At 37.1% G+C, this 13,036-nt stretch carries 10 protein-coding genes; 2 read left to right on the top strand and 8 right to left on the bottom strand.

The features are described 5' to 3' along the window. Nucleotides 1–1,469: 1,469 nt before the first annotated feature. The 4 genes from J5X91_RS15310 to J5X91_RS15295 all read right to left on the bottom strand — a co-directional run bounded on the left by J5X91_RS15310 (nt 1,470) and on the right by J5X91_RS15295 (nt 3,674). Nucleotides 1,470–1,889, bottom strand: coding sequence for a DUF1090 domain-containing protein (locus J5X91_RS15310; protein WP_244363897.1), 420 nt, complete (start codon nt 1,887–1,889; stop codon nt 1,470–1,472). Nucleotides 1,890–1,996: 107 nt separating this feature from the next. After that, nucleotides 1,997–2,569, bottom strand: a complete 573-nt coding sequence (locus J5X91_RS15305) for a tRNA-(ms[2]io[6]A)-hydroxylase (RefSeq protein WP_011328238.1) — start codon at nt 2,567–2,569, stop codon at nt 1,997–1,999. Nucleotides 2,570–2,656: 87 nt separating this feature from the next. Continuing rightward, nucleotides 2,657–3,289 carry a sulfotransferase gene (locus J5X91_RS15300; RefSeq protein ID WP_086996941.1) on the bottom strand — a complete coding sequence of 211 codons (633 nt, stop codon included), beginning with the start codon at nt 3,287–3,289 and terminating at the stop codon, nt 2,657–2,659. Between the two features lie 10 nt (nt 3,290–3,299). Continuing rightward, a complete protein-coding gene (locus J5X91_RS15295) occupies nt 3,300–3,674 on the bottom strand; it encodes an MAPEG family protein (protein WP_011328240.1) in 375 nt (124 codons plus the stop codon). 121 nt (nt 3,675–3,795) lie between these two features. On the opposite strand from J5X91_RS15295, the gene J5X91_RS15290 reads away from it, so the two are divergent. Continuing rightward, a complete protein-coding gene (locus tag J5X91_RS15290; protein ID WP_208835173.1) occupies nt 3,796–5,142 on the top strand; it encodes a DUF2254 domain-containing protein in 1,347 nt (448 codons plus the stop codon). 9 nt (nt 5,143–5,151) lie between these two features. On the opposite strand, the gene J5X91_RS15285 is transcribed toward J5X91_RS15290, so the two are convergent. The 3 genes from J5X91_RS15285 to ggt form a co-directional block, all read right to left on the bottom strand. Beyond that, nucleotides 5,152–5,862: an SIMPL domain-containing protein gene (locus tag J5X91_RS15285; protein ID WP_208835172.1), complete on the bottom strand. Its 711-nt coding sequence runs from the start codon at nt 5,860–5,862 to the stop codon at nt 5,152–5,154. A 217-nt stretch (nt 5,863–6,079) separates the two neighbouring features. Then, nucleotides 6,080–7,774 (bottom strand): NAD-dependent malic enzyme, encoded by a 1,695-nt coding sequence (locus J5X91_RS15280; protein WP_011328243.1) that lies wholly within the window; start codon nt 7,772–7,774, stop codon nt 6,080–6,082. Between the two features lie 151 nt (nt 7,775–7,925). Further along, nucleotides 7,926–9,704 (bottom strand): gamma-glutamyltransferase, encoded by a 1,779-nt coding sequence (gene ggt / locus J5X91_RS15275; protein WP_208835171.1) that lies wholly within the window; start codon nt 9,702–9,704, stop codon nt 7,926–7,928. 94 nt (nt 9,705–9,798) lie between these two features. On the opposite strand from ggt, the gene rrtA reads away from it, so the two are divergent. Continuing rightward, the gene (gene rrtA / locus J5X91_RS15270; RefSeq protein ID WP_208835170.1) at nt 9,799–10,383 is read left to right on the top strand and encodes a rhombosortase; all 585 of its coding nucleotides are present in this window, start codon (nt 9,799–9,801) and stop codon (nt 10,381–10,383) included. 54 nt (nt 10,384–10,437) lie between these two features. Here rrtA and J5X91_RS15265 read toward each other — a convergent pair whose 3' ends face one another. Then, nucleotides 10,438–12,942 carry a prolyl oligopeptidase family serine peptidase gene (locus J5X91_RS15265; protein ID WP_208835169.1) on the bottom strand — a complete coding sequence of 835 codons (2,505 nt, stop codon included), beginning with the start codon at nt 12,940–12,942 and terminating at the stop codon, nt 10,438–10,440. Nucleotides 12,943–13,036: the final 94 nt, after the last annotated feature.

Raw genomic sequence — 13,036 nt, 5'->3', positions numbered from 1 at the left:
CGTTACTAATATGGGTAAATGCAGCCCCACAAAGGGCTACAAGCGAGCGTTAGGCTTACGATTTATATTATGTTAAATAGGGTTTAAAATAAGCTATTCAGTATAACTATGTGTGTTGTAAGCCTTCTCGTTACGAGATTATTAAGTGTATTTTACGTTTTTAAGTAAATTCAATACAGCTGCTTTCCTACTACTACGAATACATAACTTTAAATATGGATGCTTTACTTACATGAGCCCTATAAAGCAAGTTTGTTATTTAAACATGTATTTGTATAAAACAAGCCCGCTGATAATTTAGCGGTTAAAGTTCTCCTTGTTTATAAAGCGCACCTATCTATAACTAACCAGTCTGCAAGTATATTGTTATGCCTTTGCTATATTTTCAATTCAAATAACGGAATTTTGCTGCTTACTACTTATGTGGCTTCTTATACTCTTTGTATATAAACACTTATGTTGCAATTATTATCTTATCTAGCTTAATGAATCAGGCCCCTTAAAGCATTTCTTTCTTTTAGCTACATAAATTACCAATTTAACTTAGGTAATATTCAGCTACTATTTCATACCTACACGTTACTTATAAATCTCTATATGCATATCCTTGCTTAACTTATTCTATAAATTTACTAGCAGCCTTACTGTGATTTTAACTAAGTGATAATTCAATTAAATTTGCGCATAACTTACTACATAATTAACGCCTATAAATAAGCTTAAGTCTTTAACCTAGTTAATCGCTTTATTTTATCTTCTATTCCAATAGCTAACTAACATTTCTATTTCAATCCCATGCTGTTTTATTACTCTTTATGAGTAACAATCCGGCCATAATATTTGAATTGATATACCATATGCTTATACTTTGGCTATCAGTTGTAATAGTTTTTTATAAATAAACCTCAAAAAGATCTGGTTTATCACTGTTACACACATGGGTTTTACCTGTATTTACATAGCTAGTTTTACAAAATAACGCTATTAACAGTAATAAATCAGCTGGTTTAGTTCGTTTTATAAGCAGGTGCTTTAAATAGCCTATTATGTAGGGTTTTAATTTTCAGTTTTAGTTATATTTGGTTTAATTATTAGTCATTTAAATTATGTTAAATTGTGGTGTGATTATGTTTATCACAGTAATGCGCTTGGTTATTTAACTAAAACTCCCTGCTGATAGTGGTTTTAACTATGAACTTCTAAGTTGTTGAAAGACAGCTGGTATAAAACAGAGTAATGGAAACGCGCTTCCCCATAATGTTTGATTGCTATTTGTAGTATGACTTTTTAAGTATAATTTTTAAGTGTATTTTAATTAGGCTAGTTTTAAAGATTGAAGTGCCCTGCACTGTATATAGTTATTGTTGCGTAATAATGTAATTAAATATGATGGTTAATCCGATAATATTCGCAGTACACTTGCTGTTAACGATAACCTAAAGCGTTAACAACAAGTAGCCACTGGTGATTTAATTAATTTTGCCAAGCTCATCTTTCAGATGTTTTAATTTAAGCTTTTCTGCTGTAATCTTTTTTTGATACTTACTAACTTTATCACTTTTACCTGCTTGTTTAGCATCTAGCAGATCTTCTTCATATTCAGCAATATCATTGTTAGCATCGTTTATTTTTTCTATTAAATCTTCTTTCAATATTTTTTCGCTGCAATTAGCTTTTGCTGCATGTAATGCTTTTTTCAACCCTTCAATCTTGTACTTATTACCATGTTCCTTAGCTATGGTAAGCTGGCTTTCTATCTCGCAAAACTTTTTTTCACAGCCAGTCAAATCACTACACGCTAATGATGATGCAACCGGTGTGGATGACAGCATAAATAGAATACCTGCTGTTGTTGGTATTACTTTATATTTTGAAAATATATTAATCATCAGCTTTGTCCAAACATAATAATTATTAAATTATGCGTAATTGTTACAAACAAAAAAGCGCCAAATATAAATTTAGCGCTTTTAGAGTATGGCATTAACAGCTTAAATTAATGCAGTGCCGCAGTAAACGGAATGCTTTCACAAATTTTAGCTTCCGCTATTAGTAGCTCTTCTAGGCGTATGTCTACTTCTTCTTTATCAAAATACTCATACGCTAATTCTACAAATAAGTTTTTATGTTTTTCTTCTGATTCGGCAATCGCAATGTAAAACTCTTTTTCTTTGCCCTCTGGTAACGCTTGCGCCACTAGTGAAAAACGTTCGTGCCCTCTTGCCTCAATAACCCCACCGACTAATAATCGATCCATTAAAAAACCGTCGCGGCCGTGTCTAAATAAAGCACGTATTTGTTTTATATAAGGGTCTTTTTTGTCGTCACCTAAATTTACATCACGTGAAATTAAAATTTTCAGCACTTCTTTAAAATGAATCATTTCTTCAAGTGCTAAGTCTGCCATAGCTGTAACCAGTTTACGTTTATCGGGGTAATGCGACAGCATAGACATGGCCATACCCGATGCTTTTTTTTCGGCTGCGGCGTGGTCTTGTAAAAAAGTATCGAAGTCATCAAGTACAACTTCGGTCCATTCAAATGGAGTGTGGTATTTTAATTCAAACATGCTCTGTACTACTTATAACAAGGTGTAAAATAATGCGCAGATTTTAGCGTATATTAGGTAAAAAATCATGCTCCTAAGCCTGTAAAGTTAAACCTTGTAGCGTAACAGTTTATCTATGCGCCCTTTTGCTGTTGATTCAACTTTTAGCGGATGTTTTATATCGTTCCAGGCAGTAACTTTGCCGCCCATATTCATTTTTTCAAAATCTGTTTTATTACTTTTAATCGCTAAAAAATCGCAGAGCATTTTGTAGCTTTGCGGTTTTGCTATATTTATTGATAAAAAGCGTTGCTCTTGGTGTTTAAAATAATTTTTAGCGTCATTGATATGCGTGTTATAACAATGCGTTAAGTAACTATCATCGTTTATATTATCAATTGTTAAATTACTAAATGTATTTAAATAACAATGCTTTATATGAATATTAAAGCCACCATCAGTGCGTGTTAAATTAGTATGCATACGTAATAATAATTGCTTTATTGATGGTAGCCATACGTTAAGCTCACGCTCTAAATAAATAAATTTTGCATCCGGATAATACTTATCGAGGGCTTTATAATCATTAAAAATTGGCGTATCGGCAATTGCATGGGCGTTATCAAAACAATTGTTTGTGTAAGCAGTATGCGCTGTTGGTATACCAAACTCTAAAAAAGCATGGCAAACACTTGTAGTGCCTGTACGCGGTAAACCAATAATAAATATTTTGTTATTCATACTATTAAATTTAACTAAAGCGGGTTAATAAAATAACTAAAGCACTTATAAGCATAGTTAAAAATGTAGCTATAACACCAATTTGGCGGTACTTTAGGTTTTTTTCTACTATGCCAAAATTATGAAAAACGCGGCCTATAAGCAACATTGCACCAAGTGCATGGCAATAATGACTCGCTAACCCCTGATATTCTGCTAAAAAAAGCAAAATAATAGCAAACGGTACATATTCCATAAAATTACCATGGGCACGAATTGCCCGTTGCAACTGTGGATTTTCGCCTTCACCAAGTGATATTTGCGCTGCCCTGCGCACGTTTATTACGTTAAAGCTTAAGTAAATATAGTAAAATGCAAGTAATGCAGCGTATGTTGAAATGATCACAGTATTATCCTAATATTTTTGGCAATAATAACACACAAGTTAACCTTCATTATCAGAAGTTTAGTTTACAACTATGCTAAAGTATTAATAATACTCTTATACAATAAAGCATAAGGATTTTATGTTTGTACCTCGCAAAGTAGCCGACAGTTATCGAGAAATGATAAATAGTATTGGCTTTTACCCTTCTTTACTTTCAATTGCATTTTTAACCTTTGCGGTTATTACGATGTCGGTTGAATATATGCCCATTATTGAAAAGCTAAAGTCGTTTATATCTGTAGTATTAGTAGATAGCGCCGAAAATGCGCGAACTGTTTTAAGTACCTTAGCCGGCAGTATTATTTCGTTAACTGTGTTTAGTTTTTCAATGGTAATGGTGGTATTAAACTCAGCCAGTGCCAGTTTATCGCCGCGTGTAGTACCTGGATTAATAACCCGGAAATCTCACCAACTGGTATTAGGTTTTTATTTAGGCAGTATTATTTACTCAGTAATTATGCTCATAAATATTAATAAACTCGAGAATGGCGCCATGGCTATACCGGCACTTGGGGTATTATTTGCGCTTATTTTTGGTTTGATTTCGTTAGGGCTATTCGTATTTTTTATTCACTCTATATCTCGGGCTATTCAAGTAGATAATGTTTTAAATGGTTTATTTAGCAAAACAAAAAGTGAAATTAAAACCATTATTAAAAGTCAGCAAGAAGCGCCGCTTAAAAATCTTCCCGACTTTACTGATTGGCATTCTATAAATAGTCAAACTGAAGGCTACTACAAAGGAGTGCACACCGATAAGCTTTGCGCCTTATTATCTGCAGAAGAAATTGAGCTTTATATCACTGTTAAACAAGGTTATTTTACAGTTAAAGGTTATCCATTTTTAAAGTGTAATAAAGATATTTCAAGTAATGATGAGTTAATTACTAAAATTTTAAGCTGTTTTATTTTTTATATAGAAGAGTATATTAGCGACCATTATCGTTATGGTTTAACGCAAATATCAGAAATAGCCGTTAAAGCGATGAGCCCAGGCATAAACGATCCGGGTACAGCAGTTAAAGCCATTGATATGTTGAGTATTTTATTAATTAAACGACTTTCAATAAGTGATATTAATTACAGCTTTAAACACAGCAAAGATACGCCATTATTATATATACACGAAACCCGCTTTGATGAATTACTGCATGATAATTTTACACCGCTACGTAATTACGCTAAAGGCGATGCGTACGTAATGACCAATGTGTTAGAAGCATTTAAAAATATTTTATTTGTTGCTCACGAAAATTCAGCGGCGAGGGAAAGTTTATTTAATTATTTAAATGCTATTGTTGATGACATTAACGAGCACGTAACGAATGAGTACGACAGGCAGGAAATTAATAATATGCTTAAATCAATTGCCCGTATTAGTAAGCAACAAGGTGATACATTACTGGCACGTTTTAAGCGCCAGTAATGTATAAACTTAATCTATATAATAAACTGCATAACTAGATGCAGTTATAATGATTTCACCTGCATGATAGGCATCGGGAACATAATTACTCGGTGTACTATCTGAGAGCATCACTTTTTCGGCGCGCATATAAGGGGCTGATTGCACATTTAATGGCTGCATAGATGCGCTATATAAGCCTTTTAACTCTACGCCAAACTCACTGCTAAATTCTTTAGCTGCATCGCGAGTATCTTTTATAGCCAGTTTTTGCGCTTTTTTGTAGAGTTCATCGTAATTGCTTGCTAAAAAACGCGTATGGTTAATTTCGTTAATACCATTGTTTACTAAGTTTTGTAGTAACTCGGGATATTTATTAATGGCATTAAGCTTAACCGTTAAAGATCTGCTAACCCTAAAACCTTTAAATTGTTGCTCACCGCTTTCACGATTATATTGGCTTTCTCGGTTTATTGATATTTGCCCGGCATTAATATCTGCATCACTTACACCTAATGCTGTTACTAATTTTATTGCCTTAGCCATGGTTATATCGGTTTTATTTTTTACTGCAATTAAATCTTTATCTATTTCGGTAATGCCAACATTTAATAATACATGGTCTGGCATGGTGGTAATTGTTGCCTCACCTTTAACATAAATATGCGGTGTATCGGGTGTGGCCGCAGCAAATGCATTAAAGCTCAGTGCTGCACCTAAAAATAAAGTAAACGTTTTCATAAGTGAATCCTTTTATATTAACCGTAACAACTGGTTATATTACTAACTTTATTAAATTCGCAATCCTTTATTGGTCACTAATTTAATACAAAAAGTATTTACAGCTTGCTATATATTAAGCTTATTAAACACTTTAAGTGGTTAATTACAGATGAACAAGTACAAAAAACAGGCCGTAGCCTGTTTTTTAATTATTACTAAATACTAAGTTGCAGCTTTAAATGCTACTGCGCTTATAGTTACGGTACTTAGGTAACCAGTAGTTTTTATCGATAGCAGCCCATAGTGCGTCGTCAGAAATATCAAGAGCAACGCCCTCTTCAATCGCTTTTTTGCCTACAGCAAATGCAATACGTTTACTTAGGGTTTCAATTTCTGTAAGTGCCGGCAATAAACTTCCTTTACCTGTGTTTGCACGCGGCGATGATTCAGCCAGCATTTCGCTAGAAACACTTAACATAGCATCTGTAATACGCGTTGCTTTTGCAGCTATAACCCCTAAACCAATTCCCGGGAAAATATAACTGTTGTTACACTGCGGAATTGGGAAAAGCTCACCATTATATTCAACTGGGGCAAATGGGCTACCTGTAGCAACAAGTGCTTTACCTTCGGTCCAGTTAATAATATCTATTGGGTGTGCTTCTACCTGTTTTGACGGGTTACTTAATGGGAAAATAATAGGTTGTGCACAACCTGAATACATAGCGCGTATTACTTGTTCGGTAAATAAACCAGGTTGGCCCGAAACACCAATTAAAATATCGGGTTTAGAGCAATGCATTACATCAAGTAATGACGCAAATTCGCCGCTGTACGTCCATTCACTCAAACGAGCTTGTGGTTGCGCTAAAACTTGCTGAAAGTCGCGTAGACCTTCCATACCTTCCGATAACAAACCAAAGCGGTCAACCATAAATACCTGGCTGCGTGCTTGCGCTTCGCTAATACCTTCAAAAACCATTTGGCTTACAATTTGCTCAGCAATACCACAACCCGCAGAGCCAGCACCAACAAATACTACTTTTTGATCTGCTAGGCGTTCGTTTTTAACTCTACACGCAGCAAGCAATGAGCCAACAGTTACTGCAGCTGTGCCTTGAATGTCGTCATTAAAACTACAAATTTCATTGCGGTAACGTTTCAGCAGTGGCATCGCATTTGGCTGAGCAAAGTCTTCAAACTGTAGTAATACATTTGGCCAGCGACGCTTGATTGCTTTAATAAATAAGTCTAAAAACTCATCGTACTCATCTTGAGTAATACGCTTATGACGCGCACCCATATACATAGGATCGTTTAATAGCTTCTCGTTATTTGTACCCACATCTAGCATTACCGGTAATGTATACGCAGGGCTAATGCCACCACATGCGGTATACAAAGATAGCTTACCAATAGGAATACCCATGCCACCAATACCTTGGTCACCTAAGCCTAAAATGCGTTCACCATCGGTTACCACAATTACTTTTACTTTACCTTTGGTGGCATTGCGTAAAATGTCGTCTATTTGAAAACGATTTTCATATGAAATAAATAATCCACGTGCGCTGCGATATATATCTGAGAATTTTTCACAGGCATCACCCACTGTTGGGGTGTAAATTATTGGCATCATTTCTTCAATATGATCACGCACTAAACGATAATAAAGTGTTTCGTTATTATCTTGAATTGCACGTAAATAAATATGCTTATTAAGATTGTCGGTAAAACTAGAATACTGCTGGTAACAACGCTCTACCTGCTCTTCGATTGTTTCATAACGAGGAGGCAGTAAACCCGCAATATTAAAGTTTTCGCGTTCTTTTTGGCTAAATGCACTGCCTTTATTGAGTAATGGCGTTTCAAGAAGGCCGGGGCCAGAATGATGAATATAAAGATAATTTGGATCGGTATTTGTAGTCATATTTCCAAGCTTTACTTAGTCTTAAGTTATGATCTGCCATTATCGGTGTTAAAGGCTAAATTGCAATGCTATTTAACCTTGTCAGACCATTGAGAATATATAAATGCGCTAATTTTAAACACTAGCTTAGCGCATTTGTATTATACATAATTTAGAATTTTAAAGTGGCGCTTTTATCAGTTAAATCAGACAAAGCCACCCCTTCACGGCGAGGATCGGCGCCGCCTATTAATGTGTTGTTTTTTACTTCAACTGCATGTAAACCAGAATTTAAATCTAAAATTCTAACATTATGACCACGCTTGCTAAGTGCTGGCGCTAATGCTTCAAGCGCAGTGCCTTTTTCAAGGCTAGTGTAGTCGTTACGATTAGTAGTACGTGGTAGATTTATTGCTTCTTGAACAGATAAATCCCAATCAAGCACGCCAATTACCACTTGCGCAACGTAACTAATAATACGGCTTCCGCCAGGAGATCCGACAACCAAACGTAAACGTCCATCTTTATTAAATACCATTACTGGCGACATAGAGCTGCGCGGGCGCTTGCCAGCTTCAACTCGGTTTGCTACAAGCTGGCCGTTTTTACGCGGCGATAATGAAAAGTCAGTCAGCTGATTATTTAAAATAAAACCATTTACCATTACCGTTGAGCCAAAAGCCATTTCTATTGAACTGGTCATAGACACTGCATTACCTTGGCTATCTACAATCGACACATGGCTGGTTGATGGCAATTCGAACGAGTCATCTTTGGCATAACTTAAGTAATCAACTGGGTTACCAGCAACGGCTGTTATATCTTGCTCGGTAATTAGTTTTGCACGTGTGGCTATATAGTCTTTATTTAATAATTCCTTGGTAGGTACTTGGGTAAAATCGGGATCGCCCATGTAAACATCCCTATCGGCAAACGCAATTCTTGATGCTTGGCTAAAGTAATGCAGTGCTTGCTCACCATTGGCTGGCAGTGCGCCCATGTTTTTATGCTCTAATAAGCCAAGCATTTGCAGCACAGCTACCCCGCCGCTACTGGGTGGTGCCATAGAACATACATTATAAACACGGTACTCAATACATACCGCCTCGCGCTCTTTGCTAGTGTAATTAGCCAGATCTTGCTCATTTAATTTGCCAGGCGCTATTTTAGAGTGCTGTACCGCATTAACCATTTGTTTGGCATTAGCGCCCTTATAAAATGCATCAATACCATTACTAGCAATCTCTTTGTATAAATTAGCTAATGGCTGGTTTTTTTTGATGCTACCTATCGCAATTAATTTACCGTTTGGGAAAAAGTAGTCGTTAATTACTGGCATGCTCATTACGCCAGGGTTTAATTGGCGCTGCAGTAAACCGTGTAATCGCGGCGAAACCTCAAAGCCTTGCTCTGCAAGCTCAATGGCTGGTTTAAATAAATCAGCCCAAGGTAGTTTACCGTATTGTTTATGTGCGTTAGCAAAGGCATGTAAAACCCCTGGCACACCTACTGAGCGTCCACCTACTATGGCTTCAATCCACTTCACGGCTTTGCCATGCTTATCTAAAAACAATGTTTCGTCGGCGTTTTCTGGTGCAGTTTCACGGCCATCAAAACTGGTTAATTTGTTGTTTACTTTGTTGTAGTACAGCATAAAGGTGCCGCCACCAATACCTGACGATTGTGGTTCTACTAAAGTCAGTACCAGTTGCGTTGCTATTGCAGCATCAACAGCGCTGCCGCCTTGCGCTAATATTTGCTGCCCAGCACGAGATGCATACGGGTTAGCTGCAACCACCATATATTTATTGCCGCTCACGGCTTGTTTATGTACTAGGCCGGTTGCGGCTTCTGGCTCGCGCGTTTCAATTTGAGTAAGGGGTTGTGCAAATAAAGGAAAAGACGTTGCACATAATGTAATAGCAAGTAATGCGTGATGTTTAAAGTTCATAAAGAGTAAATAACCTAAATTATCAGGAGTTAATTGGCATCTTAAAGTTAAACAGGCACAATATGCAAAAATTAATACTAAAAATTACAATTAAATGCTTAATTTACCAGTGCAACCTCGTTATTTACTCCCTCCTTTATTTTTAATGCTGCTAAGCGTTACTTTTGCTACTTTTGATTTAAATGACTTACTCGAATTTAATCGCGATTTAGTTAGTCAGGGCGAATTGTGGCGAGTTTTTAGCAGCCAATTTGTTCATGCTAACTGGGCACATTTGGCGCTAAACTGCGGCGGTATTATTTTAATTTGGTTACTACATGGCGAATATACGTCGCCTAAACTCTACGCTATTAATATTAGCTTATTGGCTCTGTGGTGCGGCTTAGGTGTTTACTGGTTTTGCCCCAGTATTTATATTTACACTGGGCTAAGCGCACTGTTACATGGCGTTATTATTTGGGGCGCAGTTAAAGATACAACGCTTGAGCTTAAGTCGGGCTATTTATTGTTTATTGGGGTGTGGCTTAAAATAATATTTGAGCAGCTAAATGGTCCTAATGCCGATATTGGTAAGCTTATAAACTCAACCGTTGCAATTGACGCGCACTTAATTGGTGCTATTGGTGGTACTTTGTTAGCTGCACCTTTATTAGTTAACTACATTAAAAACAAAAACTAAATATAAAAAACGCCACTTAAAAGTGGCGTTTTAGGTGTAACTTGTTATTAATCGTTACAGGGTTTCTTTAAACAGTTTATAAATACGGCGATATTCATCTAACCAGCTCGATGGCTGCACAAAACCGTGCGGCTCTACCGGAAAAATAGCCGTTTCAAAGTTTTCTTTTTCAAGCTCAATTAAACGCTGTACTAATCTAACCGTATCTTGAAAAAACACGTTGTCGTCAACCATAGGCGCATTAATTAATAAGCGTTTGTTTAAACCCTCAGCATAGTAAATAGGCGAACTGCGCTCATATGCAATTGGATCAACATCCGGATGGTTTAATATATTTGCCGTGTACGGCGCATTATAATGAGCCCAATCGGTAACGGGGCGAAGTGCAGCGCCCGCTTGAAACAATTCTGGCGCGGTAAATAACGCCATAAAGGTCATAAAGCCGCCATAAGAGCCGCCATACGTACCTACAGCTTGCGTATTTACGTTGGCATTTTCTGCCATCCATTTAACCCCATCAGCTAAATCTTGGGTTTCGGGTGTACCCATTTGACGATAAATTGCCGTACGCCAATCACGTCCATAACCTTTAGATGCGCGGTAATCCATATCCATTACTACATAACCTTCGTCAGCTAATAACGAATGAAACATAAACTCACGAAAATACCCAGACCAGCCCAAGTGCGAGTTTTGTAAGTAACCTGCACCGTGGTTAAAAATAACCGCTTTACGCTTTTTACCCACTTCGCCCTCTACATAATCAGCCGGATAGTACACTTTTGCGTAAATAGGTTGATCAGTATGGCTAGATGGCACTGCAATTATTTTAGGGGCTGTTAGCTTTTTAGCTAAAAACTCATCCGAAACCGTATGTGTTAACCGGGTAACCTGTGTGTTTGCTTTTGCATCAGCCACATACAACTCAGTTGGTAACATAATTGTTGAGTGCTTTAACAACAGCTTGGTTTGATCAGGGCTAAGTGTATAGTCGGTCATGCCATTAAGGTCGGTTACTTGTTCGTTTTTACCGGTTAGTGGATTTACACGGTAAATTTCGTATAGGCCTGGATGTTCAACGTTAGCCTTATAATAAATAGCACTGTTATCGTCGGTAAGCGTAAGGTTAGATACTTCAAACTTACCTGTTGTTAGCGTTGTTGCTTTACCATTTAACGGCTTTTTATAAAGCTGACTGTAACCCGACTGCTCTGATAAATAATATAAGGTGTTAGAGTTGTGTAGCCAGCCAAAATCGTTAAAAGCATAGGCTATCCAAGCGTCGTCATGTAAACGATGTTGCGACACTAACTTATTATTTTTAAAATCGACGGTTGCTAACCAGCGATCTTTGTTATCCCACGCTTCTAGCATTACTGCTACGTTTGAGCCGTCGTCGTTCCAAATTATAGGGCTTTGATCCCAGCCCCAATCGCTAATTAAATTTATACCACGCGGCGCTTTTTTCGACTTATACGTTTTACCATCACGGGCATAGTTTTCTTTTTTAACCGCTGCTAATACGTCTTCATCAAAGCCCGGTAGGGTATCAAAGCTTAAGGTATTTTGACTTTTATCGTTTAAATTAATGTATACCAGCTCTGAGGTTTGCGACTTTTCGTCAGCTACTCGGCGGCGCGCTTTTTTAGGTTCAATGCGGGCATCATCGGTAATATAATTTGGCATTATATCGCTATCATCGCGCCAATCTCTTTGCTCTTGCACTACCACTAATAAAGCATCACCATTTGGCGATAACTGCACGTCTTTTACACTATTACCTTTGCCTAAATAAAACTCAGTATTAGCAATTGAGCTATTTTGCTGCTTAAGCTGTGCTTTGCGTGCTTGTTTATCTTTATTGTTTTTATGCGTTAGCGCTATGTACTCAATAAGTTTGTGCTGCTCTTTAGCAATATAACTGCTTGGCTCTGTAATGCCCTGGGGCTTATCTGCCAGTTTTAAATTAGCAATTTCAGTGGTTAAGCCTGAGCTTAAGTCAACTTTAAAAAATGTATTACCTTGACGATAAGCTAAGCTGCCATCATTTAAAAATTGTGGTTTAGATTCAGTGCTAGAGGTATGCGTTACTTGTTGAATTGCACCTGTTGTAACGCTTTTTACAAATATATTACCCTCAAATACATAGGCTTGCAGGGCTTTATTTTTTGAATAAACAGCTTTATTTGCACCTACAGTGTGCAGTTTATTAAGTGCTATTTGCTCTGCGCTTTGGCTTGTAATTGATTGGCTAAATAAGTTACGTAACTCATTACCTTGCTCTTTACGTGCATAAATAATGGTAGCAGAATCACTGCCCCAAAATGCGCGCTCTGGTTGACGTCCAAGCCAATCGGGATGGGCCATAGCTTGCTCTAACGTTATTTTAGTAGAGCCCATATCGGCGGGGGTATTAACAACGGCAGCAACAGGAGACGTTGTTACATTATTTTGCGTAGCTGTTGAAGATGATGCAGTTGCTTGACACCCTGCTAAAAAAACACTTGAGGCAACAGCCAGTGCTATTAATGTTTTGGACGATGAGATATTAAAAATCATAGTGCTTCTTAACGGTAATTATAATTAAGCCGTATTTAAGCAGAAGCACTTTGGTGATTGCAATTTTTTAAGACAAACGCCGGTGTAACTGAGT

Source organism: Pseudoalteromonas sp. K222D (assembly GCF_017653575.1).
Taxonomy (GTDB): domain Bacteria; phylum Pseudomonadota; class Gammaproteobacteria; order Enterobacterales; family Alteromonadaceae; genus Pseudoalteromonas; species Pseudoalteromonas nigrifaciens.
Note: the sequence above shows the minus strand (reverse complement) of the source record. Positions and strands in the feature narration are given on the sequence as shown.

Bases quoted from the DNA above. Each gene is read 5' to 3' on its own strand.
- rrtA (WP_208835170.1), top strand. From the start codon at position 9,799: ATGCTTAATTTACCAGTGCAACCTCGTTATTTACTCCCTCCTTTATTT.
- J5X91_RS15305 (WP_011328238.1), bottom strand. From the start codon at position 2,569: ATGTTTGAATTAAAATACCACACTCCATTTGAATGGACCGAAGTTGTA.
- ggt (WP_208835171.1), bottom strand. From the start codon at position 9,704: ATGAACTTTAAACATCACGCATTACTTGCTATTACATTATGTGCAACG.
- J5X91_RS15285 (WP_208835172.1), bottom strand. From the start codon at position 5,862: ATGAAAACGTTTACTTTATTTTTAGGTGCAGCACTGAGCTTTAATGCA.
- J5X91_RS15310 (WP_244363897.1), bottom strand. From the start codon at position 1,889: ATGATTAATATATTTTCAAAATATAAAGTAATACCAACAACAGCAGGT.
- J5X91_RS15265 (WP_208835169.1), bottom strand. From the start codon at position 12,942: ATGATTTTTAATATCTCATCGTCCAAAACATTAATAGCACTGGCTGTT.
- J5X91_RS15300 (WP_086996941.1), bottom strand. From the start codon at position 3,289: ATGAATAACAAAATATTTATTATTGGTTTACCGCGTACAGGCACTACA.
- J5X91_RS15280 (WP_011328243.1), bottom strand. From the start codon at position 7,774: ATGACTACAAATACCGATCCAAATTATCTTTATATTCATCATTCTGGC.
- J5X91_RS15290 (WP_208835173.1), top strand. From the start codon at position 3,796: ATGTTTGTACCTCGCAAAGTAGCCGACAGTTATCGAGAAATGATAAAT.